The organism is Aeromonas sp. 75A (assembly GCF_051919425.1).
Classification (GTDB): domain Bacteria; phylum Pseudomonadota; class Gammaproteobacteria; order Enterobacterales; family Aeromonadaceae; genus Aeromonas; species Aeromonas veronii.
Genome location: NZ_JBQBES010000002.1, coordinates 4,144,654 through 4,171,330, shown reverse-complemented (window position 1 = coordinate 4,171,330; position 26,677 = coordinate 4,144,654). Strand labels below are relative to the sequence as shown.

Genomic DNA, 26,677 nt, shown 5'->3' with positions numbered 1-26,677 from the left:
CCATGTGTCTATCCATCCCCTCTCAGGTGGTGCAGCTGCACCCCGAAGACAACTGCGTCACCGTCGACACCCTGGGAGTGCAGCGGCGCGTCAGCTGCATGCTGCTCGAAGAGCCTCTCAACATTGGCGACTATGTGCTGCTCCATATCGGCTTTGTGATGAGCAAGATTGACGAAGAGGAGGCGCAGGCCAGCCTCGAGAGCTTCCGCCAGATGGTGGCCCTGATGCCCAAACAGGATATCTTGCCATGCTGACCTTGAATGATCTGTTCCAGGGCTTTCGCCAGCCCGAGGTGATCCGCGCCCTCGCCGCCCAGATCACCGAACTGGCCAAAAATCTGCCCGAACCGCTGCGGGTGATGGAGGTGTGTGGCGGCCATACCCACACCATCATGAAGTACGGCCTGCACCAGCTGCTGCCAGCCAGCATCGAGTTCGTTCACGGCCCCGGCTGCCCGGTCTGCATCATGCCGAAAGAACGCATCGATCAGGCCATCGAGCTGGCTAGCCAACCGAACGTTATTCTGGTCACCCTGGGGGACATGATCCGGGTGCCGGGCTCCAAGGGCACGCTGGCCCAGCAGCGGGCCAAGGGGAGCGATATCCGCCCGGTCTATGACCCCCTCGACGCCCTGCGCATCGCCCGTGAGAATCCGGAGAAAACCGTGGTCTTCTTCGCCATCGGCTTCGAGACCTCCACCCCGATGACTGCGGCGCTCTTGGCTGCCGCGGAAGAGCAAGGGGCCCTGAACCTGCTGTTTCATATCAACCATGTGCTGGTGCCCCCTGCCATTCATGCGGTGATGGCCGACGGGGTGGCCAAGGTGAACGCCTTTATCGGCCCCTCCCACGTCAGCGTCATCACCGGCGCCGATATCTACCTGCCCATCGTCGATCGCTATCAGGTGCCTGTGGTGGTGAGCGGCTTCGAGCCGGTGGATGTGATGGAGGCGCTCTTGATGATGGTGCGCCAGAAGGTGGAGGGTCGCTACGCGCTGGAGGTGCAGTACAGCCGTGCCGTCACCGCCAGCGGCAATAAAGCCGCCCAGCGGCTGGTCGAGCGCTTTTTCGAGACCCGCGAGCACTTTCGCTGGCGAGGTCTGGGGGATATCAACGCCTCCGCCCTGCGCCTGCGGGATGCCTTTGCCAAGCGCGATGCGGAGCGCCACTTTGCGCTCAATCAGACCCCCATCGATGACCACAAAGCGTGCCAGTGCGCCGATATCCTGCGCGGCCTGGCCAAACCGAACCAGTGCAAAGTCTTTGGCCGGGGCTGCACCCCGACCCAGCCCATGGGCAGCTGCATGGTCAGCTCCGAAGGGGCCTGCAATGCCTACTACCGATATATGGGGATCCAATGAGAGAAATTCAGTTAAGCCACGGCGGCGGCGGTGTCGAGATGAACCAGCTGATCAACCAGCTCTTCTTTCGCCACTTTGGCAACGAGATCCTGCTGCGCGGTGAAGATGCCGCCCTGCTGCCGGTAAACGGCCCCGTAGCCTTCACCACCGACAGCTTTACCGTCTCGCCGCTCTTCTTCGAGGGGGGCGATATCGGCAAGCTGGCCATCGCCGGGACGGTCAACGATCTCGCCATGATGGGGGCCAAACCCGAGTATCTGAGCGCCAGCTTTATCATCGAGGAGGGGTTCCCCTACGCCGATCTCGCCCGCATCGTCGAGTCGATGGCAGCAGAGCTTGCCAAAAGCGGCGCCCGCATCGTCTGCGGCGACACCAAGGTGGTGCCCAAGGGGGCAGCCGACAAGATCTTTATCAACACCAGCGGGGTCGGCACCTTCCCTCTGCCTGAGCAGAGCCGGGGCATCTCGGTACGCAACCTCAAGGCCGGTGACGCCATTCTGGTGTCGCGGGATATCGGCAGCCACGGCGCCTGCATCCTGATGGCCCGTGACGCCCTGCAACTGGGATCCGATCTCAAGAGCGACTGCACCACCCTCTGGCCGCAGGTCGAAGCGCTGCTGCAGGCTGGCATTACCCCGCACGCCCTGCGCGACGCCACCCGCGGTGGCCTTGCCGCCGTGCTCAACGAATGGAGCAGCGCCTCCGGCGTTGCCATCGAGCTGGAGGAGTCCGCCATTCCGGTGTGCGACCCGGTGCGCGGCCTGTGCGAGCTCTACGGTTTCGAGCCCCATGATCTCGCCAACGAGGGAACCATGGTGCTGGCCCTGCCTGCCGAACAGGCGCAGGACGCGCTGGGCATCTTGCGGCAATTCAACTCCGCCGCCAGCCAGATCGGCGTGGCGCAGGCGAGCGATCGCCACAAGGTGATCCTCAACAACCCCTGGGGCAGCCGCCGTTATCTGGAGCTGCCGCAAGGGGAGCTGCTGCCGCGGATCTGTTGAGCAGCCATGCCGTTCCGTCAATTACAGGGAGGAGTCACTGCTCCTCTCCATATCGGTTAAGGAGCCACCATGCACGAAATGTCTCTGGCCATGGCCGCCATCGATCTGGCCGCCGAGCAGGCCACCCAGCGGGGCTTTACCAGGGTGACCGCCCTCTGGTTCGAAGTCGGCAGCTTCTCCTGCGTCGACCCGGACACCATTGCCTTCTGTTTCGAGGCGGCCGCCAAGGGCACCGCCGTCGAAGGGGCCCAACTGCACTTTCAGCACCAGGCGGCAGAGGCCTGGTGTTACGACTGCAACCAGACGGTCACCCTCACCGAGCGCGGGCAAGCCTGCCCCGAGTGTGGCGGATACAAATTACGAGTCGCGCAGGGTGATAGCCTGCGCATCACCGACATCGAGGTAAGTTGATATGTGTAGCGTATGCGGATGCGGCCAGGCGCGGATCGCCAGCCATGAGCACGATCATGAGCATCATCACGAACATGAACATCACCATGAACATGAGCATGAGCATGAGCATGAGCATGAGCATGGCCATCATCATGCTCATGACGCCCATCACCATCATGACCACGAGCAGAGTGCGCCGCGCACCCTGATCATTCACCACCACTATCACCATCAGGGGGATGTCCATCACCACTACCACGGGGTCCGGGCACCGATGAGCCACGAGGGGCATGATCACCCGCATGAGCACCAGCATGATCACCCCCACGACCATCATCATGCCCACTCTCATGACCACGGCCATTCCCACGCGCATCCCCATGACCATGACCATGACCATGACCATGACCATGACCATGACCATGACCATGACCATGACCATGACCATGACCATCAGCAGGGTGATCTGCACTACGGCAAAGGGGAAGCGGGATTGTCGGTGCCCGGCATGGGGCAGCGCCAGCTGATCGCCATCGAGATGGATGTGCTGGCCAAGAACAATGCGCTGGCGGCCCACAACCGCGAACACTTCGACGAGGCGGCCCAGCTGGTGCTCAACCTGGTCTCTAGCCCGGGTTCAGGCAAGACCACTTTGCTGTGCGAAACTCTGCGCCAGCTGGCCGACAAGCGCCCCTGCGCGGTGATCGAAGGGGATCAGCAAACCAGCGCCGATGCGGACCGTATCCGCGCCACCGGCGTCCCTGCCGTGCAGATCAACACCGGCAAGGGCTGCCATCTGGATGCCAAGATGGTCCACGACGCCTGCCACCAGCTGCCCGCCAATGAGGGGGGAATTCTCTTTATCGAGAACGTGGGTAATCTGGTCTGCCCCGCCAGCTTCGATCTCGGCGAGAAGTACAAGGTGGCGATCCTCTCCGTCACCGAGGGGGAAGAGAAGCCGCTGAAATACCCGGATATGTTTGCCGCCGCCCAGCTGATGGTGATCAACAAGATCGATCTGCTGCCCTATGTCAGCTTTGACGTGGCCCGCTGCATCGAGAACGCCAAACGGGTCAACCCCTATATCCAGGTGATCCAGGTCAGCGCCACCACAGGCGAAGGGATGGATGCCTGGCTTAACTGGCTGGCCACGGCCTGAACCAGAACCGGTTAAATACCGTTACCAGTGGCGGATAACAAGAGAGAGAGGGAGGCTGATGCCTCCCTCTTCTATATGCTGATTGCTAAATAGTAGGGCCTTAAGCATTCAATACCTTCTGCACTGACCCACTATTAAGAAGAGATATATAGTCTTTTTTATCTCACATACACCATTAACTGGTCGCTATAAGAGTACTCTTGGCTATTACTCCTACCATCGATAGTCCAAAGTGGAAATTTTTTAGAATGAAAATATAAGTTTCCTTGATACACTTCTTGAGGATGTCCGACATAAATATAATCCAGACCACTCCCATCACATCCAGAATCCTCTGCATGCAGAAGTACCCGTGAACCTAGATCATCAGATAGTGGTTCACATATATCTTTTGCACTTGCAGACAATATATTCATAACACCCCAAACGCCAGTATTTGGTTGAACGAAAAGGATCTCTTTCATTTTTTTCTTGAGACTTATCCATTCTTCACTTCTAATATACTGACTCTTATCAAGAGTCGTTATTTTATCGACTGAACTACCAACACTACCTCCCATTCGGATAGCAACAAGTTGCCAGCCTCCGCCATCAACATCCATATTACAGTACTGGCCATTGTACCAGCCAGTTTGAATTGCACCAGAGCATCCTTCGCTTTCAGCATCGGGACTTAAAAGACGGAAATCACCACCGTTTCCATTCGAATCGTACCAGTTACCTTTATACTGACCATCTTCAGACTTAGTCCCAATATAGTAACTAACATTGTCTTTTGTTGTTTTATCAAAGCGTATAACTTTCTCATTGTCCGAAAATGATCCCCGTGTGACAAAGGATTCATCATATCCAGAGAATGCACCCTGTTGCTTGTTGACTTTTAAAGCAATAGAAGTCCCTTCAGTTACCACTCCATCGACAATACCATCTTGCTCTAGTTGGTATTCGACGACTGTTGCATTAACACCAAATGCCATAGCTAAAATAGAAATGTAAATAGCCTTCATAATTCATCCCATGCGTGACATAAATCACATCAATTTTCACGTAAAGCCTCCATTGAGGCCCACGAAAGATAAGATATATCGACTAACATGTACAGCGCTTTCAAATCAAAAACTATAAATAACAATTTTATTATTTTGGTTTACCAAGTCATCGTTTTAGATGGAATTCTAATAAATATCAGCCAAATCCGAAAGGTTTTCATCCCAACTAATGAGAAACATTAAAACACGATTTCAGTTAGTTAAGGCTTTTGAGATAAATGGACACATATCAAATATGTCCACCCGATGGCAGACCTGGCGCAGCAGCGCCTGCTGGTGACTGAAGACAAGCATGCCAAGCCCGCGCTGCTCGCATTCAACCATCAACTCCCGCCAGAGCTGGCGCTGAATTTGCGGGTCCAGCTGGGCAGTCACCTCATCGGCAATCAGCAGACGAGTGCGAGGATCGAGGGCACGCAGCAGCGCTATGCGGGCCAGCTCGCCACCGGATAGCTGACCGGGCTTGCGACCGAGCCATTCAGGCTTGACCATAAAGCGGGCCAGCATGGCGTCATCGGGGCGCCACACATCCCACAGCGCCTGCCCAGTGGTGCGATAGGGATTGAAGGTCAGTTCCGGGTGCTGGAGCACCAGCTGGATGGGGTTATAACCTTTTGCCTGTTCAGGCACCGGCTGCCCATCCAGTCGTATTTCCCCGCTTCCCCGAACAGGCTGCCAACCCGCCAATACCCGCCCCAGCGTGGTCTTGCCATGGCCGCTCGGAGCAGAAATGCCGAGCCGCTCGCCCGCTTTCACCGTCAGCGATAACCCCTGCCAGAGGGGACGTTCCCCCTGGGCGATAGTGAGATTTCGTACTTCCAACATCAGGAAACCTCCGGCACAGAGAAGAGCGCGTTGAACTCGGGCAGCGCCTGCCAGTGGGCTCTGAGCATCTCGCTCCCCTGCCCTTGCCGCAGATGGTGGCTGCTCAAGGTATCGCTCACTTGGCCCTTATGGAGCGCGACTATGCGATCGGCAAAGCGGGCCGCCAGCGCCAGATCGTGGGTGACCCAGAGGATACCGCTGCCCTGATTGGCCAATTCACGCAACTGACCGAGCAGCAGACAGGCCAGCTCCTCGTCGAGCCAGGCGGTGATCTCGTCTGCCAGAATGTAGCGAGCGCCGCCGAGGGCCGCAGTGCAGGCCAGAATGCGCTTGGCCATGCCGCCGGAGAGCTGGCGCGGATAGCTATCCAAGGTGGTCGCGGGCAACTGGTAGCGCAGCAGTTGCTCGCCGAGCCGCTCGCGGGAACCGCTCTGGCCGCAGAGGCGTGCCGCACGCCCCAGCTGACGCTCCACCGTCAGCAATGGATTGAGGGCGCTTACCCCCTGTGGCACATAGCAGAGGGTGTGCCCGCGCAGACCGGCCCTACTGGCATCACACAGGGGCACGCCATCGAGGGAGATGGTGCCGCGCATCCTCAGGTTGTCCGGTAGCAGGGTCAGGGCGCTTTGCAGCAACAGGCTCTTGCCCTCGCCGCTCCCCCCACCAGCGCCACTATCTCCCCCGGCGCCAGTTGCAGGCTGATATCGGTCAGCAAAGGCTGCCAGCTGCGCCGCCCCAGCCAGGAGTAGTGGGCCGCCTCTATGGTCACATGGTCAAAACTCAGCATGGTTCACTCCTGTGCCACAACAGCTGTTGCAAGGCGCGGGTAGCCTGATCAAACAGCAACACCAGCAGCAGCAACATCAGTCCCGGGAAGAGGGCTAGCCACCAGCCACCGCCGGCCAGATAACGCAGGGCATCGGCCAGCAGCAGGCCCAGCGAGGCCTCGTGGGCCGCCAGACCAAAGCCGAGAAAGCTCAAGGCCGCGCTGTGCAGCACCGCATGGGGAAACATCAGCAGGGTGCCGATAAACCATTGAGGCAAAAGCCCCGGCAACAGGTGGGTACGCCAGCGACGCAGCGCCCCCATCCCCTGACAGCGGGCCAGCACCACATAGTCGCTGCAGGCGATCCGCCGCGCTTCTGCGCAGAGAATGAGCGCCAGCTTGGGCCAGTGGGTGAGCGCCACCGCCAGGATCACCCCGCGCATACCACCCCCCACGGTAAAGCAGATAAGGATCAGCAGCAGCATATGGGGCAACGCCAGCATAGCGTCGATCACCATTCGCACCGCCGCATCACATCTGCGATGAACCAGCGAAAGGCTTGCCGCCACCATGGCCAGCAGGCCACTGCAGAGTGCCGTGCTGATGCCCAGCTCCAGACTGGTGAGGGTGCCCTGAAAGGCCCGCAACCAGAGATCCCGCCCCATCTGATCGGTGCCGAACCAGTGGGCCAGCGAGGGGGGCTGCTGACGGGCCAGCAGATCCATCGGCACATCCTGATGAGAGAGGCTCCAGCCGTAAGTGGCCAGCAGCGCCAATCCGAGCAGAGCAAAAACCAGCCGCAGTATGGAGGGAAACGGATTAAACAGCATGCTCACCCTCCCAGCCCCGATTGATGCGGGCCAACAGCACACTGGCCACAGTGTTGCCAATAAAGACCAGCAGGGTGCAGAAGAGCACTATGCCCATCAGCAGGGGGATATCGCCCCGCAGCCCCGCATCCACGGTGGCCTGGCCGAGCCCCGGATAGGAGAAGACCTTTTCGGCCAAGAGCGATCCGCCAATCAGCTCGCCAAGGGAGGCAAACTGCAGGCAGAGCGCCGGGGTCAGGGCGTGGCGCAGCACATGAAAACGCAGCATGGGCCAGCCGCCATCCCCCTGAGCGCGGGCGTAGCGAATAAAGTCGCTCTCCAGCACCTCGGCCACCCGCGCTCGGGTATGCAGGGCAATATTGCCCAGCCCGAGCAAGGCGAGCGTGGTCACCGGCAGCAGCAGATGACGCAACCGCATGACCCAATCCGCCTCATCGGCAGCGAGCCCCGGCGTCCAGGCGCAGCAGACCGGCAGTAGCGGCCAGTGCACCGCAAACAGGGCGAGCAGCAACAGGCCGACCCAGAAGGTGGGCAAGGAGGCGAGCAGATAGGCAAAACGGCAAATCAGGCGATCGGGCAAGCGGTTGAGATAGCGACCGGCGCAGAGGCCCAGCAAAATCCCGAAAAAGCCGGAGAGCAGCCAGGCGCCCGCCAGCAGCAGGAAGGAGGCAGCAAAGCGCTGGCCTATGACTTCACCCACAGGCGCGTTGTAGAGCATGGAGTAACCGAGATCCCCCTGCAGCACCTGGGTAAACCAGTGCCAGTAGCGCAGCCAGAGCGGTTGATCCAGCCCCCAGCGAGCGGCAATGCGGGCGTACTGCTCCGGCGGCACATGGAGCAGATCGTTGCCGATATAGGCCTTGATGGGGTCGATGGGGGAGTAACTCAGCAGCACAAAGGTGGCGACCGAGACCAGACAGAGCAGCCCTGCCAGACGCAGCAGGGCTTTTAGCAACAGATAACCTGAATGACTCAAAGGCGAACTTAACGGCACGTCCACCGCCAATCCTGCAGGTTGTTGAGGAGTGACCAGCTACCGTGAATTTCCGGCGCCCCCTTGCCAAGATCGATGCAGCGGTTGGCCAGATAGGTGTGCTGCACGTTGAGCAGCCAGGCCCAGGCGGCATCTCCCTGCACTCCGGCGCCCGTTTTGCCATCCCACTCCACCTGTTGCCAGAACGGCACGGCCGCCTGCCAGTTCGGAGCATCCAGCGCCTGCTTGAGGTGGCCATCCACCACAGGATTGCTGTAGTAGCCCGGGTTGTAGAACTCCACGCCACCGGAGCCGCTCTGGTAGTGGTGATAGAGCTCCATGGGATCCAGACTCCCCCACCCCATCAGCACCGGATTGGCGTGCATCTCCCGCTCCACCTGCTCCCAGCTGCCGGACTTGAGGCTCACCTCGAGGCCGATTGGTTTGAGCATGGCGCGCACCGCTTCCGCCAGATCCCGGCGGGTGCTGTCACCGCTGGTGTACCAGAGGGTAACGGCGGCGCGCAGGTCGCCTTTGTGACGAATGCCGTCACTGCCCATCTTCCAGCCCGCCTCATCGAGCAGGGCATTGGCGTGGGCCGCATCGCCATCCTTGAAGGCGGTGGCTTTGTTCAGCCAGGGCAGGCCTTCTACCGCGCTGTAGGCGGGGATAGCATGTCCTTCCAGCAGTTGATCGGCCAGCAGCTTGCGGTCGATGGCGTAGTTGATGGCGCGGCGCACCGCTACATCCGAGGTCACGTCGTTGCCGATGGGATAACCCTTGGCATCTTTTTTACCAGCAGGAGGAATGGGGAAGACGATGCCGCGGTTCTCGACACTCGGCCGCACCCAGAGCTTAAGGGAAGCAGGCACGGTTGGCGCCAGCGACGGGGCAATGCGCACCACATCAAGCTGGCTGCTCTGGGCGGCGGCATAGGCGCTCTCTTCATCGATAAAGACAAACACCAGCCGCTTGAAGTCATTGTTGCCGCCGGCGTAATAGGGGTTCGCCTCCACCACCAGCTGTTGACCGGGCAGGAAGCTCACCAACCGGTAAGGGCCGGCACCGACCGGCTCGCGAGCATAGCGCTTGGGATCGTAATCCCGCTTCGACACTATCCCCAAGGATCCCAGCACGTTGACGAAGGTGCTCTGGGGGGCACTCAGGGTAATGGCAACTTCGGTAGGCGAGAGCACCTTGGCCGAGACAAAGTTGCCCATGTCGATCTTGCCGCCACCCTGAGCTGCGCTGTTGTAGGTGAAGGCCACATCCTCGGCGGTGAGCGGCGCGCCATTGGAGAATTTCAAATCCGGCTTGAGGCGGATAAGCCACCCCTTGCCATCCTGGCTCGGAGTCACCGTTTGGGTGAGCACGTTCTGCCAGCTGAGGTCGGCGTTTTGCTTGAGCAGCGGGCTGTGCAACAGCAGATAGCTGCCGTGACTCCAGCCAAGCAGAGGGTCAAACCCTTCGGTGGGTTCAGCTCCGATGGCGAGCTTGAGCTCGGCAGGCACAGGTTGGGCTGCGGCCAGCGCCGCGTGAGAGGCAGTGCCCAGCAGCAGAGTCAACAGGGCGGCAGCACTGGTGCCACAGTAATGGCGAAGGGAATTGCGTGGAACAATCATGGGGATCCTTCTTGTTTTGTACCACTCACGGATCATCACTCAAAAAAGAGGTGGAATGCGTGTCTGAACATGGGAGTGAGGGGCCAAAATGGCCCCCTATTCTAAACTTGATTTCGCGTGAAACCTAGCGACTATGCCGGTTGAGCACGCCGGGCACCGAATAGCCGTCTGCGACCCAGATCCACGCCGCCAGCCCCTTGCTGCACCGGCAAGGAGAACAGCATCTTGAGGGTGCTGCTCACCAGTGCTCGCCCCTCCTCGGCACCGAGATGGGGATCGAGCGGCGACATCAGGGAGCAAGCCAGCAGCTGTCCCGTCTCGGGCAGTTCACCCACCATAAAGGTCATGTTGCCGCAAGGGAGCTGCAGGGCGAGCCGATCGCTGTTGCTGCGTACCGGCCAAAGCTGATCCGGCCCCGGCAGCACCACCACGCTCAACATCCAGGGGGTGAGCACGCAGCCGAGCCACTGACCTTCAAACAACGTGCACTCGGCCACAATGGGCATGGTGGCGTGATAGAAGGGCAGCGCCTGCATCTCTTCGCGAGCGATCCGCTCGTACTGGGCTACCAGCAGAGGTGCGGGATCGCTTGCAAAACCGGCAAATTCCTGCGCCGTCTCCGGTACTCTCTCCAGCACTCTCTCAACCTCGCTTAAATGGGACTGCGCCATAGGCCCTCCCGTGCTTGTTCAGCTTTCTCCTGCTCAGAGAGCGCAATCGCGGGCGCACCAACGGCTGCCAGCAGGGTCAAAATCCGATCCGTCGCCTCCCCCATGGCAGCAGCCACCACGGGGGTGAGGCCGATGCGGGGCTCGAGGGATTCGGGCTCGACCCCGATCAGGGTGAGCCGCTTGGGCGACTCCCCCGTCATGTGCAGTGCCGAGAGCACATCCGCCAGTCCCAGCTGGTGCGGGGAGATCTTGCGGCCAAACAGGGTCGGGATCTCCTCATCTTTCAGGGTCACCACGGTGCCCGGCGGATTACCGCTGCGCACCGCATCCACCAGAATGATGTGATCGCGACTGGCCATCGCTTCGAGCAACTCCATGCCGGCGGTGCCGCCATCGAGCAGCTCGATGCCGGGGGCGAAACGGTATTCCCGCCCCAGCGCCTCGACAATGCGAACCCCCACCGCCTCATCGCTCAACAGCAGGTTGCCCACGCCTAGGATCAGGGTGTTCATCACAGCACCTTCACCTGAGTCGTTTCGCCATTTTGGGTATCAACCACGTGCACCGCGCAGGACATGCAGGGGTCGAACGAGTGGATGGTGCGCACCACTTCCAGCGGTTTGGCGGGATCCGCCACCGGGGTGCCCACCAGAGATTGCTCGTAGGGGCCGGGTTCATCGTTGAAGTTGCGCGGGCCCGAGTTCCAGGTCGATGGCACCACCGCCTGATAGTTCTCGATCTTGCCATCCTTGATGACGATCCAGTGGGAGAGCATGCCACGCGGCGCCTCTTCAAAGCCCACCCCGCGAAACTCTTTGTCCGCCGGGATCTCGGCCTTGATATAGGCGGTGGTATCCCCCTTGCCGATGTTGTCCACCAGCGCCTTCCACTGATGGGACAGGGTATCTTTGAGCACGCAGCAGCGCACCGCGCGGCCGATGATGCGGCCCATGGTGGAGTGCAGCTGCTCGGTCTTGATGGCCGAGCCGGTCAGCGCTTTATAAATGCCGTTCAGCTGATCGAAATGCGCCACCGTCTCCGGGTGTTTGGCGGCCAGTTTCACCAGCAAGTCTGCAAGCGGCCCCACCTCCACCACCTTGCCGTAGAAGGTGGGGGATTTGACCCAGGAGTATTTGCCGTCATCCTGCCAGCCGGTGTAATCGGGCTCGGTCTTGCCCTCCCAGGGTTTGAGGGGCTCGTCATCCTTGTACCAGGCGTGCTTGTTGCTCTCGGCGATGCCGTCCATCAGCCAGCCATCCTGATGGCTCTCGATGGGGCGATAACCCGTCAGATTGCCATTCTCGATATAGCCGCCCGGCATCAGGAAGCTGCCGCCGTTAGCGTCGGTGGGCAGCTCCGGCACGCTCAGATAGTGCTTGGCCCCCTGCCCCAGACTCAGCCACTCGGGGTAGTGGGCGGCGATGATGGCGGCATCCACCTTGTAGACCTGCTCGATAAACTCGCCGAGCCGGTCGATAAAGCTCTTCACATAGAGCAGCCGCTCCAGGTTGAGCACGCTGGGCGCATCCAGATTGATGGGGTTGGCCACGCCGCCCACCGCCAGATTCTGGATGTGCGGGCTCTTGCCCCCCAGAATGGCGACAATGCGGTTGGCATCGCGCTGGCACTCCAGTGCCTGCAGGTAGTGGGCCACGGCGATGAGGTTCACCTCCGGGCTCAGCTTCATCGCCTTGTGACCCCAGTAGCCGTTGGCAAAGATGCCAAGCTGGCCGCTCGCCACCAGGGCGCGGATTTTATCCTGCACCTTGGTCAGTTCATCAGCACTGTTGAGAGACCAGGTTGATACCCCCTTGAGCATGTCCGCCGCTTTTTGCGGATTGGCCTCAAGGGCTGCGGTGATATCCACCCAGTCCAGCGCGGAGAGCTGATAGAAGTGAACGATGTGATCGTGGATGTTGTGGGCCGCGATGATGAGGTTGCGGATAAACTGGGCGTTGACCGGCACCTTGGCGCCGATAGCGTTCTCCACCGCCCGCACCGAGGCAATGGCGTGAATGGAGGTACATACCCCGCAGATGCGCTGCACTATCATCCAGGCATCGCGCGGGTCGTTGCCCTTGACGATCTCCTCCATCCCGCGCCACATGGTGCCGGACGACCAGGCTTTGGTCACTTTGCCGCCTTCGATTTCGCAGTCGATACGCAGGTGCCCCTCAATGCGGGTGATGGGGTCTATGGTGATACGTTGGCTCATACGTTGGCTTTCCCTCGGGCCTGATAATCTTGGTGAACACGTTCAAGTGATGGCAGTACCGGCAGCAGCCGGATCAACAGCAAATAGGCACACACCTCGATGGCAACAAAGCCCAGAGAGATCAGCACCTCCTCCGCGGAGGGGAAGTAGTGGTAGCCATTGCCGGGGTTGAAGGCGAGCAGGGAGTAATCCAGCCGCCAGAGGGCGGCGCCCAGCAGCATGCTGAGGGCCCCCAGGAACAACATGCGCGAATCCCGGCGGCTCTTGTCCCAGTGGAACACCAGCAGCGGGAAGATCATCAGCGCAATCTCGCTCCAGAACATGATGGAGAAGCGATTGAACTCTGAGAGATACTCCGACTTGTCGTGGATGACGATCTCGGCAAAACGCAGCGCCACAAACAGGATCAGGAAGATGTCGATCACCTGGGTCAGCTTGTAGAAGAGCGACTTCTCGTTGGGGCCCCGCCCCGCCAATCCGGCCTGCACCAAAGAGCCCTCAAATACCACGATGGAGAAGCCCATGATAAATGCGGTCAGCAGCGAAAAGACCGGCAGCAGCTCGTAGCTTTGCCAGAGCGGATGGATCTTCTCCCCCGCGACGATCATCAAGGATCCCATGGAGGATTGGTGCATGGTGGGCAGCAGAGCCCCCAGCGCCAGCACGAAGAACATGATCTTGTTGAGGCGAATGAGCGACGCCTTCCAGCCGAACTTCTCCAAGAGCACGGGAGCGAACTCCAGCGCCATCACCCCGATATAGATGGTCATGCAGACCGCCGTCTCGAACAGCACCGAGGAGGTGTTGAAGTGCCCAGGCAGGTAGAAGTACGGCAGGTTCCAGTAACGCCCCACGTCGATGGTGATGGAGAGGCCGCCCAGCGAGTAGCCAAACAGGCTCGCCAGCAGGGCCGGTCGCACCAGCGGGTGATACTCGCCCCTGTTGAACACATAGACAGCCCAGGCCAGCGCCCAGCCGCCACAGGCGAAACCGGTACCGATCAAGAGATCGAACGAGATCCAGAGCCCCCAGGGGTAGCCGCCATTCAGATCGGTGACCGAGCCCAGCCCGAAGACGAGGCGTTTTAAAATCAACATGCCGCACAACACGGCAAAGGGGGCCAGCACCAGCACAGGCCAGCTGACCAGCTTGCCGCCGAGGGGATGTGCCTTGTGATTACTCATGATCCTTGCCTCCCTTTGTGGTGCCCTGATCCTTGATCTGCGCACTCACCTGATCATGGCCATCATCGTGATGGTGATCGTGACCATTCTTGGTGTTGCGGCGAATGAGCACCGAAAGGCCGGTCAGCACCACCATGGGCAGCACCATCCCCTTGTAGAGGGTGTGCTGGATATGCTCGGAGCGGGCACCGGAGGAGAGCTCCGGCAGATCGGGCATATCGAGCTTGGTATAGGGCACCCCGGCCAGCACCAGCACCTGGGTGCCGCCCCCCTCCTTCTCGCCATAGACGTAAGGCTGGTAGTTGGGCACTTCGTGCAGGTAAGGGTCGTTGGCAGAGAGGGTCTGGCGCGGATAGGCATATTCGCTGCCCGGAGTCGCCAGCAGACGACGCTTGGCTTCTGCCATCAGCTCCTCGCGGGTGCCGAAGATGACGGCGCCGGTGGGGCACACCTCGACACACCCAGGCAACTTGCCCTGATCGATCCGCTCAAGCCCCTTCTGGTTGCAGAGCTCGCACTTGTGGATCGCCCCCAGCGGGTTGTCATAGTCATATTTGGGCACATCGAACGGGCAACCCACCATGCAGTAGCGACAGCCGGTGCAGACGCTCGGGTCGTAGTGAACGATGCCGGTCTTGGGATCTTTTTTAAGAGCCTGCACCGGACAGACAGAGACGCAGTTGGGATCGACACAGTGCATGCACTGCTTCTTGATGTAGGCGTAGCCATCCACCAGCTGATCCTTGTGCTCGCCAGTGCCGCTCTTCCACACCTGAATGATGTTGTTGGTGTAGGGGGTCAGCTTGTCGTTGTTGGACCAGGTTTGCGCCCCGGCTGGATTGGCCGGGTTGCCGTTGAGGCGCTGACACTCCGCCACACAGGCCTGACAGCCAACGCAGAGGGTGGAGTCGTAGAGCATGCCGAGTGCGCCGGGAATGGGCGGCTTGTTCTTGGCCGCCGCCAGTGCGGTGCCGGGTACGGCTGTGCCCGCCGCCAGCGCGCCGACGGAGGCAAATTTGAGGAAGTTTCGTCTGTTCACGGCTACTCCTCCCGTGATGGGTGCTGCCCGGCTTCGTGGCGTTTCTGCTGGCGACCGAGTTCACGCACCGTCATCAGACTCACCCCTACCAGCACCCCGAGGGCGCCACCGATAAGGCCGGTCGCGGTGGGCGAGGTATAGCCCCCCTCCTGGATCTTCACATCGGGTTTATCCACCCTCGGAGTCGGATTCTCTACCTTGGCGAGCTGGAAGATCCCCTTGCTAAAACCGACCCCCTGCTCGTTACAGCCATAACAGGGGTGACCGATGCCGACCGGCCAGATGCCGCCGCCCACATCGCAGAACTCCAGAGTTGAACAGTTGCCGTAGGTCTCCGGCCCCTTGCAGCCCAGATGGTAGAGACACCAGCCCTGCCGGTGGCCCTCATCACCAAACTCCTTGGCAAAACGCCCTGCGTCAAAGTGCGGACGGCGCTCGCAGTTCTCGTGGATCAGCCGCTCATAGGCAAACAGCGGACGCTTCTTGCTATCCAGCGCCGGCAGCTTGCCGTAGGTGATGTAGTAGGCAACCGTGGTGAGGAAGTTGTGGGGATTGGGCGGGCATCCCGGGATATTGATGATCGGGGTGCCGATATTGCCGAGCGCCTCTTCCAGGCTGACCGCGCCGGTCGGGTTGCCGCCGCTGGCAGGCACACCGCCCCAGGCAGCACAGGAGCCTATGGCGATCACCGCAGCCGCGTCGGCGGCAGCACGGCGAATATGGTCGACGATAGGCTCACCGGCCACCATGCAGTAGACGCCACCATCTTTGAGCGGAATGGAGCCATCCACTACCAGCACATACTTGCCTTTATAGCGCTTGATGGCGTTGTGCTTGTTCTCTTCCGCCTGATGACCAAAGGCCGCCGAGAGTACCTCGTGGTACTCCAGCGAAATGGTGTTGAGGATCAGGTTCTCGATGGTGGGGTGGGTGGCGCGCAGCAGCGATTCGGTACAACCGGTGCACTCCTGCGCCCCAATCCAGATCACCGGCGGCCGTTCGGGGCTGGTGAGCGCAGTGGCCATCTTGGCGACGGCATGCTGACTTAATCCCAGGGTTGCGGCCATCCCGGCACACAATTTCATAAAATCACGGCGATTAATCCCATGAGCCGATAAAAAATTATCCTCGACCATTCTACTTATTCCCGTAGTGAGCACTTGTTTGATAAATGCTTAATAGCGGAAATGCTAAGGACTCACCCACCCTGCAGTATTGATCTCTATCAATTTCGACCGGCTTACCCCTATTTTCATAGCGAGCCACATCACAAATGAAATTAATTACCCCCTAAGAGATATTTAGCGATACCGTAAATTTTATGAACTTAATTGGATATTAAATAATTAATCACCGCATATCCTCTCTTTCACTGTGAGCCAAATTAACATGATTGAAATCTTGGCTATACCGCTCATTTCACAATACTGATGCCCACCCATAAATGATCCATTGAATATATCTTTACTCATCTCATTGCATATTTCATGCAGTCATCCACGGGACAACCTCCTGACTTGCCTCCCCACACCAGAACTGTCTCACGGCCAGCTGCCACCGGTAGCAAGCACGGCCTGCACGGCACGATTTACCTGCATGTAGCTTGGTTTCAGTTTGCATTTTACCTGCGCTTCAGTGCGACACGTTCTACTGCGAGCCCACACAGCACAACCCCGCTTGGCCTCCCTGCCGTTTAACACCGCTTAATGAAAAGGTGCCGCAGAGGTATGCATATCAATACGCTCCCCCCACTCTTTATTGTCTTGGATGCTGGTGAGTAAAATATCGCACTCACGGATATGTTTACGCATCATCGTGAATCTGCATTCAAATTAATGGAGAGAGAAAAGGCAAGGTGGAAGGCTGCCTTCAACATAGTGATCATATTTAACTCGCGATACATTCGCTCATCCGGTTACAGATGTTACTGCACGTATTCACACTATTTACCTTCACGTCACCCTGCGTAATTAACCATAGCGTAAATATCCATATCTATCGATATAGATGATAATTATTCTTGTTCAATGGCAACCCTAAAAAATGAGTTGGGATGACGATGAACATGACAAGCGATAAGGGTGTTAACCATCACCCAAGCAGTGGTGCCAGCAACTGCAGCGCCTTATCGAACTCGAACTCGTTGACCGCCCGGCTCACCTCTTGAAATGCAGCACGCAGCGGCAATGCACTGCCAGCCAGATCAGCCTCAATCTGCTGACAAAGCGCCAACGCCTGGGCATCGCTCTGTGCCAGCAAGGCCCCCAACTGCTGGAGTTGCGCCGCCAGCATCCCGGCATCGATGCCTCGGGAAGCGCCCATCGTCACAGGGGACACTGCCAGCGCGGCTTCCAGCCCAGACAGCAGGGGCTTCAGCTCGGCCATCAGGGATGGCAAGCGGGTTGCGACCCCTGCATCATCCCCCTCTTCACAGGCTTGCTCGAGCAGCGCCGCCTGATCCGCCACACCGGTCGCCCCTATGGTGCTGGCACTGCCCTTGAGGGTGTGAGCCAGACGCCGGGCCGTGACTTTGTCATCCGATACCCATACCGAGTGGAAACTGGCTTCAAACCCCTGCTGCCCGTTACAGAAGCGCTGCAACATATTGTGGTAGAGCGCACTGTCGCCCCCCATCACGGCCATGCCCCGCGGCACGTCAAGGCCGGGCACTTCTTGCCAAGGGGCCACATCGTCAGTCACCTGCAACTTACTGGCGGCAGCCAGTGGTCTGGCAGGCTTGATCCAGTGCGAGAGGGTCGCCAGTAACAGCGGCATATTCAAGGGTTTGGCGATGTGGTCATTCATGCCTGCCGCCAGCGCCTTCTCTTTATCCCCGGCCATGGTGCTGGCGGTCATGGCGATAATGGGGATCCGGGCCAGCGCTGGATCGGCGCGGATCAACCGGGTCGCGGTGTACCCGTCCATCACCGGCATCTGGCAATCCATCAGGATACCGTCAAACCCGCGATCTTGCGCAAGCAGGGCGAGCGCCTGTGCCCCATCGCAAGCACAGACCAGGGAGATCTGCTCCTTGCCCAGCAGGGCCAGCGCCACCTCCCGGTTCATGTCGTTATCATCCACCAACAGCAGACGAGCCCCCGCCAGCCCATGAGCGGGCAGCGCAACCTGATGATGGGGGCTTGCATCCGATAACGCCTCTCGTCCCACGGCATCGCCCCCCTGCGCCTTACACAATGCCTGACACAGTGCCTGCGGGGTAAACGGATGGGCCAGCACATCACACGGCGCCAACCCCAGCGCAGCAACATTGCTGGCAAGCGGTGCGGGATCGCCCGAGGTGATCAGCAAGATCGCGGGCGGCGCTGCCAGCGTGCCAACCTCCTGCAGCACCTCTGACAACCAGCTCTCCCCCTCCTGCCAGCCCAGCACAACTCGATCACAGGGTTTGCCCGCCGCGATGCCTTGATGCAGCAGTGCCAGCAGCGCGGCGAGCTCGTCCGCGCAGACAAGCTCAACAGGCAGCGCCGCCAGCTGGTGGAGAATGGCCGCTCGCGAAGCAGGATACGACTCCAGCAACAGCAGACGCTGCGGCGCCAGCGGCATGGCCACACGTTGCTCTTTCTCCTTACCCTGATCCGCCAGGGTGGCGAGACAGATACGGAAGTGGAACTCGCTGCCCTGCCCCGGGGTGCTCTCCACCCGGATCTCCCCGTGCATCAGTTGCACCAGATTGTGCGTGATGGCCAAACCAAGACCGGTGCCACCATATTTGCGGGTGGTCGAGCTGTCAGCCTGTTCAAAGGAGTGGAAGAGACGCTGGCACTGCTCGGCTGTCATCCCGATACCGCTATCCTGCACACTGCCCTGCAGCCAGATCTTGCCATCTCGCTCGTTACTGCGTGCCAGCCGGACAATCACCTCTCCCTGCTCGGTGAACTTGATGGCATTGCTGGTCAGGTTGAGCAGGATCTGGCCAAGCCGCAGGGGATCGCCGCACAAACGGTCAGGCAGATCAGCGGCCAGATCGAACAGCAGCGCCAGCCCCTTTTCCCGCGCCCGAAACGCCGTAAGATCCGCCAGCCACTCGAACACCTCGTTGAGCTGGAAATCCACCTTCTCCAGTTGCAGCTTGCCCGCCTCCATCTTGGAGAAGTCAAGGATGTCGTTGAGGATCCCGAGCAGGTTGTTCGCCGCTCTGTCTATCTTGCTCACATAGTTGTGCTGCTCGGGGGAGAGGTAGGTTTGCAGCACCAGATGGGCCATGCCGATGATGGCATTCATTGGCGTGCGGATCTCATGGCTCATGTTGGCCAAAAATTCGCTCTTGGTTCGGGTGGCATCTTCGGCGATCTGCCTAGCTTCTAGCATGGCGGCCTCAGCCTGCTTGCGGTCGCTGAAATCGAAGATGATCCCGTCCAGATAGATGGCCTTACCCTCGGCATCATAGGTGGCGAGTCCGATGGAGTAGACCCAGCGGAGCTGACCCCAGCGATCGAAGATGCGGTACTCGTTGATGTATTGCCGATGTTCGGCAATGGCATCGATGGTGTTGCGGTTGCTCAGTTCGAGGTCATCAGGATGGATCAAGTCACCAAAATCGCGGCTGTTATCGACAAAATCGCTGGCGGGATAGCCGGTTAATTTTTCCGCCTCGTCGCTGACGAACAACATTGTCCAGGGATGATGAGGCAAGCAGCGATAGACCATACCCGGTACGTTGCGCACCATGGACTGGATCCGCTGCTCGCTCTCGTGCAGCCGCTGGCGATCTGCCGCTATCCGGTCATGAGCCTCCCGCATGGCCTGCTCGGCGGCACGGATCGGGGTGATGTCGACCAGGCTGCCGACCGCACCGCTTCGCTCGCTCTCGGCAAGCTCGATCCCCGAGAGAAAATAGAGCATGTCCAGAGGACGGCCATCCGGCGAAAACAGGCGCACCTCATGCTGCGTTCTGGCCTGGCTGCCAGCCACCCTCAACAAGGTGTTGTCCTCATCCGCCGAGTCCAACCCGGCAAGTTGGGGCAACTCCGCCAACCGCTTGCCCTCAAGCGGGCGGGCACCACCAAATGAGCTGGTAAAGGCGCGATTTACCCCCAGCAGGCGACCCTGATTATCGGTATAGAAGAGAGGATGTGGCAGGGTATCGATCAATGCCTGCTGGAAGGCAAACTGTTCGTTGCGCTCGCGGATACTGCGGCGACGCAACATCCGCCCCTGCCAGAGCAGGGCCGAGCTCAGACATATCAACAGGGCGGTGCCGAACAAGGCCACTCGCCGCCATCCTGACACGGCCTGTTCCACATTGCCCAACAGCAGCAGCGTCCACTGCCCTTTGGCATCGTGCCACTCGATAGGCAAGCGGCTCACCAGATAGCTATCTTTCCCTATCCGAACTTCACTGCCATCGAGTGCAGGCAGGATCACCGGTTTGCGATCCGGGGCAAAGTAGTGTCCATATAGGCGAGAGGCAAAGAGCTGCTGTTGCCTGGCGGCAGAGTTCGGTCCCACCACCGCCATTTGCCAATCGCTCTTGTTGCTGGCCATCACCACTCCATCTGGCGAGACCAGCAAACCGATGGTATCGCCCCACCCGGCCAGAAAGGTATCGAGCAGCGCCATCTCGTAACGCGCCACCACCACCCCAGTAATGTCGCTTCCTTGCGCCCGATCGTGAGAGACTGGCGCCGCCACATAGATCATCCGCTTGCCGGTATTGAGGCTAACCCCGGCATCTACTGTTTCCAGCCCCTTGAGCCCTTGCCTGAAGTAGGAGCGAAACGACACATCCTGCCCGACGACATGGCGGCCAAGCGCATCCCAATCACGGACAATCACCCCTGCTTTATTGGTAACAAAGGCATGATTGGCCTTCACCCCCTGCGCCAACACCTGCAGAGCTTCGCTCGGGCTCAGCTCCCCCCGCTCGAGCAGTGACGATTGCTGGATCTCGCGGTTGAGGCGGCCAGCCAGTTGCACCGCCCCCATCCCCTTGCTTGAGAGGGTCAGTTGCTGCAGATTGTCGCCCTCGCGCTGAATGCGGGTATCCAGCGACTGGCGATACTCCTGCCGCTCCAGCTCCAGATAGAAGGCATCGACCAGCGTGGCCAACATCAGGGAGAGCAACAGCACGGCAGTAATGTGCCAGAGACGCGATTTCATGGTTGACAGCATGCTCCATCGTTCTGCCTGACCATCATCAGCACCGCCTCACAGGAGAAGACGTGCAATAAAAGGCACTCACCGAGCAGCGCATTCATCAACTTGTGGCAGCCACTCTTATCATCAACCAGCAGCACCATAGGATGAGCCGCGCTCGGGGCAAGATGTTCCATATCTCGTGATTCTCCCTGCCAAGATGGAGGATGGCGACCCCTGCCAACCTTTCTCACACCATAACGGATCCCCCGACAGGCAGCCATGACAACCCGGTTGAAATGTGCGCACAACCCGACAGGAGCCAGCAACTCACAAGGGATAAACCGGATACAAGAAAAAAGTGGATATGGGGTAATGGCGGTTGTACACCATCAGAAGATGGGTCAGCACCAACGGTATGATGATATCGGATTGCTCTCTTTATCACGTTGGGTGATGAGCCAGCTTGCAGATTTATATTTCCAGCGCAAGGTAGCAGAGGTATCGGTTGACCAGGGTCATGCACCCTATATTATCATGCTCAAAATGAGCTGGCAGGATACAGCGACAGATGGGCACATCAGATAGCCATATGGACATAGCAAAAATAATTTCCGGGCCCACGCTGGTACTGGAAAAAGATAATGTGCACAGCGATGCGCTATGCAATCAGTTACGAGCCATTGGCATAAGCCAGATTACGGTGGTGGAGAGTGTCGAGGCGCTGGAACGTTGCGTGGCTGATGGCCCTGCCGCCATGATCATCTGCAATATCGATCTCGATTCGGCAAACTTGCTCACGCTGCTGAAAAATATTCGCAGTAGGGCACCTCATCACACACTGCCATTTTTGACCCTGACCTCAGGGACAGATCGCCCATTGATAGAACAATTTGTCCAGGCGAAAGTCTCTGACATTATCTTGACCCCGCTCAAGCCCGATACCCTTAAAACCAGGATCACTCGGCTGCTGTTGGCAACCAGCCAGTCGCAGCCCCCACTTTCACAATTTGAATTCGGTCGTTTGCACCGTTTTTCCAACAGCGATCTGGTCGCCAGCAATCAGGATAGTCCAACCATTCTGGTGGTTGACGATGTTCCAGATAATTTGATGCTGATCACCTCGGTATTTCGCAAAGAGTTTCATCTCAAGTTGGTCAAGGATGGCGAAAAAGCGATCAGGATCTGCCAATCAGATAATCCACCCGATCTGGTGCTGCTCGATATCATGATGCCCAACCTGAACGGATTCGATGTCGCCAGAATTTTGCGTGAACATCCCCACTCAGAGCACATCCCCATCGTCTTTATGACGGCACTGGATGATATCTATTCCCGTAAACGGGCGATGAAACTGGGGGCCGTCGATTTTATCACCAAGCCGATCGACATCGAGATGCTGCGTTTTCGCATTGCCAATCTGATGCGGCTGGTGCATGCCAGAAGAGATCTGCAAAAAGAGTTCGATCAGATGCTTGAGCTCAATGCGCTCAAAGAGAGCCTCGAGTTCAATATCCGCTATGAAATTCGGGAGCCCCTGCTCAACGCGCTACACCTGCTGGAAGAGCTGGCGGCCGACTCATCGCTCAACATGCTCCAAAAAACCCAGCTATCCATCACCAGAAAATCTGTAGGCGATGCACTGGCATTGACCCGGCTGGCCAGCGAGATTTACCAGATTGAAACCGGCACCTTTGTTTTGAAAGCGGGTAAAGTCCAGCTCTTTAATATTTTCAACCGGCTTGCGGTGCAATTCAAAAATCTCTATGCCGAGAAAAAGCTCGATATCAAGCTGACCAAACCCAAAAATTACCTTTATGACGAGCTATTCATCGCAGGTGACGAATTTCTCTGTTATTCCGCGTTTCAAATATTGACACGGCTCGCTTGTGAGCATGCGGAGCCCTCCTCCTGCGTGGAAATTGTCTGTCTGAAATACCCCGACAGCATTATTTTAAATATTGATAGCTCGACCTTGCTGGATATCAACAATGTCCTCTCTCTGTTCGACAGATTCCCATCCTCTAATAACAACAAAGAAGCACACAGTCACAATGGCTATCATGGCAAAATCATGCTGGAAGCCCATGGCGCCACCGTTACTGTGTCGCTGGATGAAGAAACCAGGCTGCTGAATATCTCGGCGCACTTCCCGCAAAAAGAGGGTTTCAATCCATATCCAGAGTGAAAAGAATCACGATCACAGAACTCTGCGGTAACATCGCCGTGGATCATTTTTGGCTAGTGCGATGGGTGAATAAAAAAAAGGATTTATCACCCCTTTCCATTTATCGTCATCTGGTGGTTTACGCAACGGGGTCTCTTTAATGCATGCAGCAAGGGCGAACACCATGAAGCTACCTATTATCCTGTTGGGCTATCTCATTTATACCCCACTCAACAAACCCATCCATTTAAGGAGATAACATGAATCTCATTCGCCGCGTTATCCCCTTGTATGTTCATATTGCCCATCTGTTTCTGGGTTTATTGCTGGTGTTTGCCTTGATCACTCTTGGTCACCAATATCGGCAAACCAAAACCATGCTGATGAAAGAGGCTGAAGACAGATTCACCCTGATTGGCCAAATCACCACTCAGGCTTTAGAAGGGCTGTTCAGCACCTCAGCTTTAAGCGTCAATCTGTTCGCCCAACAGCGCCTGACCGAAGCCAAGACCCTGTCAGAGCGGATGGCCAGCCTTCCCTACATGACAACCCTGCTCAAAGGACAACCTTCTGCCAACGCGGTGTATGCCGGTTACAACAACGGCGATCTATTCTGGCTCATGCGCTGGCCTGCCGACACCGAGGTACAACACCTAACGCCGCCCGCCAATACCCGCTGGATCGTGAAGAGCATCCGGCATCAAGAGGCAACCACTCTTACGGAGACCTTCGCGCTGGCCGACAATCTCACCATCATTGAACGGCAAAAGGAATCAGGACAATTTTTTGATCCAATAGAGCATCCATGGTTTATTCAGGCCAAGCAGAGTGGACAGCTGGTGCAATCCCCTCTCTATATCTCGCACGATACTCAGGAGATGTACCTGAGTTTTGCCGAACCAATGCAAAATGGGGCTGGCGTCATAGGGATGAGCCTGAACCTCCGAGCTATCGAGCGCCTGCTCAAATCCGCCAAGATAACCCCCAATATGCGTCTAGCCATCGTCAATGAGCAGGGCGAGCTAATGACAAGTCATAAAGGTGGGATGGTGATTCATGAACATGGCGCTTATCGACTTGCAAGAGTGACCGAAGCCGACCTGCCTATGATCCAACACTTGATGAATGCCAGTCAGAATCAGAAGGCAGATAGTCTTTCCTTTAAATCAGAGGGCAATGATTGGCAAGGAATGCGTATCACTTTACCGGAAGCCGATGGGTCAAAATTAACCCTCTGGATTGCAGCACCTGTCGATGAGTTGCTGGCCACCGCCTTCACCATTCGCAATCAGACCTTCCTTCTGTCGGGCATCTTCCTGATCTTTGCCCTGTTCGCGGCCATCAAGCTCGCCAGAACCGCCGCCAGGCCCCTTGATGACCTGACTCAAGAAGCAGGAAAAATCGCCCACTTCGACTTCAACGATCCGATCAGAGTCAACTCCTATATTGCTGAAATCATCGATCTCTCCCAGGCCATGGGCGACATGAAATCGACCATCCAGCGCTTTTTGCAGCTTTCCACCTCCCTCTCCAGCGAGACCAGTTTCCCCCGCTTGCTGGTGCGGCTGCTCACCGAAATGCAGCAACTGACCGGTGCAACAGGCTGCATGCTCTACCTCTCCGATAGCGGCAACAAGACGCTGGATCTGGCAGGGTTGTGCTGGAATGGCGAGGTGCAGGAGCAAACGCCGATCCACAGTATCGGAACCCTCAATCAGCCAAAACATCCACTGTTCCAGAGCTTGCAAGGGGTAGAACTGGAACCCGTTGCATTGGTCACCAGCGAATTGCAGATCCTGTTTCCCTACATTGAGGAGAGCGACACGCCGCTGACCTTCTGGCCGATTGCCCTGAATAACCGTGATGGCCAACTGCTCGGCACCCTGGTGTTTCTGATCGATGAACGGAAGAAGTCCCTGACCCCGCAGCGGATGGCATTTGTCAACGCGCTCTCTTCCACCGCCGCCGTGGCACTCACCACCCAGCGACTGCTGGAGGAGCAGCGCAATCTGCTGGAAGCCTTTATCCAGCTCATCGCAGGGGCCATCGATGCCAAGAGCCCCTATACCGGTGGGCACTGTCAACGAGTCCCCGAACTGACCAAGATGCTGGCAGAAGCGGCATGTGAGGCCAAGGAGGGCCCCTTCCAACACTTCTCGCTCGATGAAAAACAGTGGGAAGCAATACATATCGCAGCCTGGCTGCACGATTGCGGCAAAGTCACCACTCCGGAGTTTGTGGTCGACAAGGCCACCAAGCTGGAAACCCTGTGCGATCGCATTCACGAGGTCAGGATGCGCTTTGAAGTGCTGAAACGGGATGCCGAGATTGCCTACTGGCAGGCACGTCTCCATGGGGGTGATGAGGCCACGTTACAGGCCACGCTGCAACAGCAGTGGCAACAGCTGGATGAGGAGTTTGCCTTTATCGCCCGTTGCAACGAAGGGGGCGAATTTATGGCCACAGAGGATATTGCAAGGCTGCAACAGATCGCGGGCCGCACCTGGCAGCGCACGCTCTCCGATCGGATTGGGATCTCTCAGGATGAACTGGCGCGCAAAGAGCGGGCCGCGGAGCCACCGCTGCCGGTCACCGAACCCTTGTTGGCCGATCGCCCGGATCACCTCTTCACCCGCAGCAACCGCGACCGCCTTGCCCCTGACAACCCTTGGGGATTTCAGGTCAACACCCCTGAATACCTCTATAACCGCGGCGAGCTCTACAACCTCGCCATCCGCCGGGGCACCCTCACAGATGAGGAGCGCTACAAGATCAACGAGCACATGATCCAGACCATCATCATGCTCGAAAAACTCCCCTTCCCCGCCAACCTGAAACAGGTGCCGGAAATCGCAGGGGGACACCATGAGAAGATGGATGGCACTGGTTATCCCAAGCGGCTGAAACGGGACGAGATGAGCATCCCTGCCCGGATGATGGCCATCGCCGATATCTTCGAGGCGCTGACCGCCGGCGATCGCCCCTACAAGAAAGCCAAATCTCTTTCGGAGGCCATCCGCATCATGGGATTCATGCAACAGGATCACCATATCGACCCCGAGCTGTTTGCGCTCTTTCTCCGCTCTGGCGTCTACCTGCGCTATGCCAAGCGTTACATGAGCCCGGAGCTCATTGACGAGGTGGATATCAGCCCCTATCTCGCCAGCCATTGATCGCCGCGAGGCACTCTGAGTTACCTGATGCCTGCAGTCTGGGGATCTGCATGCAGACCCGCCGTCTTGTCACCGGTGGTCACCCCGATGCGCAATAGAGATGGGGAGGATATGCACCGGACAGCCATGCTAACCCTCTACATGGCACCTTGTT

Annotated in this window: 21 protein-coding genes and 1 pseudogene; 7 read left to right on the top strand and 15 right to left on the bottom strand. The window is 58.3% G+C overall.

What is annotated here, in order from left to right:
- The first annotated feature begins 2 nt into the window (after positions 1 to 2).
- The 4 genes from ACTG2T_RS19340 to hypA all read left to right on the top strand — a co-directional run bounded on the left by ACTG2T_RS19340 (position 3) and on the right by hypA (position 2,772).
- The gene (locus tag ACTG2T_RS19340; protein ID WP_043819819.1) at positions 3 to 254 is read left to right on the top strand and encodes a HypC/HybG/HupF family hydrogenase formation chaperone; all 252 of its coding nucleotides are present in this window, start codon (positions 3 to 5) and stop codon (positions 252 to 254) included.
- The gene (gene hypD, locus ACTG2T_RS19335) at positions 248 to 1,360 is read left to right on the top strand and encodes a hydrogenase formation protein HypD (RefSeq protein ID WP_330124616.1); all 1,113 of its coding nucleotides are present in this window, start codon (positions 248 to 250) and stop codon (positions 1,358 to 1,360) included. Before ACTG2T_RS19340 ends, hypD begins: the two co-directional genes overlap by 7 nt.
- Positions 1,357 to 2,361 carry a hydrogenase expression/formation protein HypE gene (hypE, locus tag ACTG2T_RS19330; RefSeq protein ID WP_330124615.1) on the top strand — a complete coding sequence of 335 codons (1,005 nt, stop codon included), beginning with the start codon at positions 1,357 to 1,359 and terminating at the stop codon, positions 2,359 to 2,361. Before hypD ends, hypE begins: the two co-directional genes overlap by 4 nt.
- Before the next feature lie 69 nt (positions 2,362 to 2,430).
- Positions 2,431 to 2,772, top strand: coding sequence for a hydrogenase maturation nickel metallochaperone HypA (gene hypA, locus ACTG2T_RS19325; RefSeq protein ID WP_330124614.1), 342 nt, complete (start codon positions 2,431 to 2,433; stop codon positions 2,770 to 2,772).
- Here hypA and ACTG2T_RS19320 read toward each other — a convergent pair.
- Entirely contained in the window at positions 2,750 to 3,148 is a 399-nt protein-coding gene (locus ACTG2T_RS19320; RefSeq protein WP_330124613.1) for a hypothetical protein, read from the bottom strand. The genes hypA and ACTG2T_RS19320 overlap by 23 nt on opposite strands.
- Here ACTG2T_RS19320 and hypB point away from each other — a divergent pair.
- Positions 3,029 to 3,913: a hydrogenase nickel incorporation protein HypB gene (gene hypB, locus ACTG2T_RS19315; RefSeq protein WP_330124612.1), complete on the top strand. Its 885-nt coding sequence runs from the start codon at positions 3,029 to 3,031 to the stop codon at positions 3,911 to 3,913. The two genes, ACTG2T_RS19320 and hypB, sit on opposite strands and share 120 nt — an antisense overlap.
- Before the next feature lie 158 nt (positions 3,914 to 4,071).
- Here hypB and ACTG2T_RS19310 read toward each other — a convergent pair whose 3' ends face one another.
- The 14 genes and pseudogenes from ACTG2T_RS19310 to ACTG2T_RS19245 form a co-directional block, all read right to left on the bottom strand.
- The gene (locus ACTG2T_RS19310) at positions 4,072 to 4,920 is read right to left on the bottom strand and encodes a hypothetical protein (RefSeq protein WP_139411675.1); all 849 of its coding nucleotides are present in this window, start codon (positions 4,918 to 4,920) and stop codon (positions 4,072 to 4,074) included.
- A gap of 234 nt (positions 4,921 to 5,154) precedes the next feature.
- Complete coding sequence (locus ACTG2T_RS19305) at positions 5,155 to 5,787, bottom strand: ATP-binding cassette domain-containing protein (protein ID WP_330124611.1); 633 nt, start codon at positions 5,785 to 5,787, stop codon at positions 5,155 to 5,157.
- A pseudogene (locus tag ACTG2T_RS19300) lies at positions 5,787 to 6,574 on the bottom strand (ATP-binding cassette domain-containing protein). Before ACTG2T_RS19300 ends, ACTG2T_RS19305 begins: the two are co-directional and overlap by 1 nt.
- The gene (locus ACTG2T_RS19295; RefSeq protein WP_330124609.1) at positions 6,568 to 7,383 is read right to left on the bottom strand and encodes an ABC transporter permease; all 816 of its coding nucleotides are present in this window, start codon (positions 7,381 to 7,383) and stop codon (positions 6,568 to 6,570) included. The pseudogene ACTG2T_RS19300 and the gene ACTG2T_RS19295 overlap by 7 nt, the downstream one beginning before the upstream one ends.
- Complete coding sequence (locus ACTG2T_RS19290) at positions 7,373 to 8,383, bottom strand: ABC transporter permease (RefSeq protein WP_208736286.1); 1,011 nt, start codon at positions 8,381 to 8,383, stop codon at positions 7,373 to 7,375. The genes ACTG2T_RS19295 and ACTG2T_RS19290 overlap by 11 nt, the downstream gene beginning before the upstream one ends.
- On the bottom strand, positions 8,368 to 9,978 hold the full coding sequence (locus ACTG2T_RS19285) for an ABC transporter substrate-binding protein (protein WP_330124608.1): 1,611 nt from the start codon (positions 9,976 to 9,978) through the stop codon (positions 8,368 to 8,370). Before ACTG2T_RS19285 ends, ACTG2T_RS19290 begins: the two co-directional genes overlap by 16 nt.
- 131 nt (positions 9,979 to 10,109) lie before the next feature.
- Positions 10,110 to 10,649, bottom strand: coding sequence for a hydrogenase-2 assembly chaperone (gene hybE, locus ACTG2T_RS19280; RefSeq protein WP_330124607.1), 540 nt, complete (start codon positions 10,647 to 10,649; stop codon positions 10,110 to 10,112).
- On the bottom strand, positions 10,631 to 11,161 hold the full coding sequence (locus ACTG2T_RS19275) for a HyaD/HybD family hydrogenase maturation endopeptidase (protein ID WP_204483671.1): 531 nt from the start codon (positions 11,159 to 11,161) through the stop codon (positions 10,631 to 10,633). Before ACTG2T_RS19275 ends, hybE begins: the two co-directional genes overlap by 19 nt.
- On the bottom strand, positions 11,161 to 12,864 hold the full coding sequence (gene hybC, locus ACTG2T_RS19270) for a hydrogenase 2 large subunit (RefSeq protein WP_216955265.1): 1,704 nt from the start codon (positions 12,862 to 12,864) through the stop codon (positions 11,161 to 11,163). Before hybC ends, ACTG2T_RS19275 begins: the two co-directional genes overlap by 1 nt.
- Positions 12,861 to 14,048, bottom strand: a complete 1,188-nt coding sequence (hybB, locus tag ACTG2T_RS19265; protein WP_005351459.1) for a Ni/Fe-hydrogenase cytochrome b subunit — start codon at positions 14,046 to 14,048, stop codon at positions 12,861 to 12,863. The genes hybC and hybB overlap by 4 nt, the downstream gene beginning before the upstream one ends.
- The gene (gene hybA / locus ACTG2T_RS19260; RefSeq protein ID WP_330124606.1) at positions 14,041 to 15,087 is read right to left on the bottom strand and encodes a hydrogenase 2 operon protein HybA; all 1,047 of its coding nucleotides are present in this window, start codon (positions 15,085 to 15,087) and stop codon (positions 14,041 to 14,043) included. The genes hybB and hybA overlap by 8 nt, the downstream gene beginning before the upstream one ends.
- 2 nt (positions 15,088 to 15,089) lie before the next feature.
- The gene (hybO, locus tag ACTG2T_RS19255) at positions 15,090 to 16,223 is read right to left on the bottom strand and encodes a hydrogenase 2 small subunit (protein WP_005345182.1); all 1,134 of its coding nucleotides are present in this window, start codon (positions 16,221 to 16,223) and stop codon (positions 15,090 to 15,092) included.
- 955 nt (positions 16,224 to 17,178) lie between these two features.
- Positions 17,179 to 21,207, bottom strand: a complete 4,029-nt coding sequence (locus ACTG2T_RS19250) for an ATP-binding protein (RefSeq protein WP_330124605.1) — start codon at positions 21,205 to 21,207, stop codon at positions 17,179 to 17,181.
- On the bottom strand, positions 21,204 to 21,380 hold the full coding sequence (locus ACTG2T_RS19245) for a hypothetical protein (protein WP_323891698.1): 177 nt from the start codon (positions 21,378 to 21,380) through the stop codon (positions 21,204 to 21,206). The genes ACTG2T_RS19250 and ACTG2T_RS19245 overlap by 4 nt, the downstream gene beginning before the upstream one ends.
- 374 nt (positions 21,381 to 21,754) lie before the next feature.
- Between ACTG2T_RS19245 and ACTG2T_RS19240 the strand changes: the two genes are divergently transcribed.
- Entirely contained in the window at positions 21,755 to 23,371 is a 1,617-nt protein-coding gene (locus ACTG2T_RS19240; protein WP_151286394.1) for a response regulator, read from the top strand.
- 239 nt (positions 23,372 to 23,610) lie between these two features.
- Positions 23,611 to 26,523: an HD domain-containing phosphohydrolase gene (locus ACTG2T_RS19235; RefSeq protein ID WP_330124604.1), complete on the top strand. Its 2,913-nt coding sequence runs from the start codon at positions 23,611 to 23,613 to the stop codon at positions 26,521 to 26,523.
- Positions 26,524 to 26,677 lie beyond the last annotated feature (154 nt).

Bases quoted from the DNA above. Each gene is read 5' to 3' on its own strand.
- ACTG2T_RS19340 (WP_043819819.1), top strand. From the start codon at position 3: ATGTGTCTATCCATCCCCTCTCAGGTGGTGCAGCTGCACCCCGAAGAC.
- hypD (WP_330124616.1), top strand. From the start codon at position 248: ATGCTGACCTTGAATGATCTGTTCCAGGGCTTTCGCCAGCCCGAGGTG.
- hypE (WP_330124615.1), top strand. From the start codon at position 1,357: ATGAGAGAAATTCAGTTAAGCCACGGCGGCGGCGGTGTCGAGATGAAC.
- hypA (WP_330124614.1), top strand. From the start codon at position 2,431: ATGCACGAAATGTCTCTGGCCATGGCCGCCATCGATCTGGCCGCCGAG.
- hypB (WP_330124612.1), top strand. From the start codon at position 3,029: ATGAGCCACGAGGGGCATGATCACCCGCATGAGCACCAGCATGATCAC.
- ACTG2T_RS19320 (WP_330124613.1), bottom strand. From the start codon at position 3,148: ATGGTCATGGTCATGGGGATGCGCGTGGGAATGGCCGTGGTCATGAGA.
- ACTG2T_RS19310 (WP_139411675.1), bottom strand. From the start codon at position 4,920: ATGAAGGCTATTTACATTTCTATTTTAGCTATGGCATTTGGTGTTAAT.
- ACTG2T_RS19305 (WP_330124611.1), bottom strand. From the start codon at position 5,787: ATGTTGGAAGTACGAAATCTCACTATCGCCCAGGGGGAACGTCCCCTC.
- ACTG2T_RS19295 (WP_330124609.1), bottom strand. From the start codon at position 7,383: ATGCTGTTTAATCCGTTTCCCTCCATACTGCGGCTGGTTTTTGCTCTG.
- ACTG2T_RS19285 (WP_330124608.1), bottom strand. From the start codon at position 9,978: ATGATTGTTCCACGCAATTCCCTTCGCCATTACTGTGGCACCAGTGCT.
- hybE (WP_330124607.1), bottom strand. From the start codon at position 10,649: ATGGCGCAGTCCCATTTAAGCGAGGTTGAGAGAGTGCTGGAGAGAGTA.
- ACTG2T_RS19275 (WP_204483671.1), bottom strand. From the start codon at position 11,161: ATGAACACCCTGATCCTAGGCGTGGGCAACCTGCTGTTGAGCGATGAG.
- hybC (WP_216955265.1), bottom strand. From the start codon at position 12,864: ATGAGCCAACGTATCACCATAGACCCCATCACCCGCATTGAGGGGCAC.
- hybB (WP_005351459.1), bottom strand. From the start codon at position 14,048: ATGAGTAATCACAAGGCACATCCCCTCGGCGGCAAGCTGGTCAGCTGG.
- hybO (WP_005345182.1), bottom strand. From the start codon at position 16,223: ATGGTCGAGGATAATTTTTTATCGGCTCATGGGATTAATCGCCGTGAT.
- ACTG2T_RS19250 (WP_330124605.1), bottom strand. From the start codon at position 21,207: ATGAAATCGCGTCTCTGGCACATTACTGCCGTGCTGTTGCTCTCCCTG.
- ACTG2T_RS19245 (WP_323891698.1), bottom strand. From the start codon at position 21,380: ATGGAACATCTTGCCCCGAGCGCGGCTCATCCTATGGTGCTGCTGGTT.
- ACTG2T_RS19240 (WP_151286394.1), top strand. From the start codon at position 21,755: ATGGGCACATCAGATAGCCATATGGACATAGCAAAAATAATTTCCGGG.
- ACTG2T_RS19235 (WP_330124604.1), top strand. From the start codon at position 23,611: ATGAATCTCATTCGCCGCGTTATCCCCTTGTATGTTCATATTGCCCAT.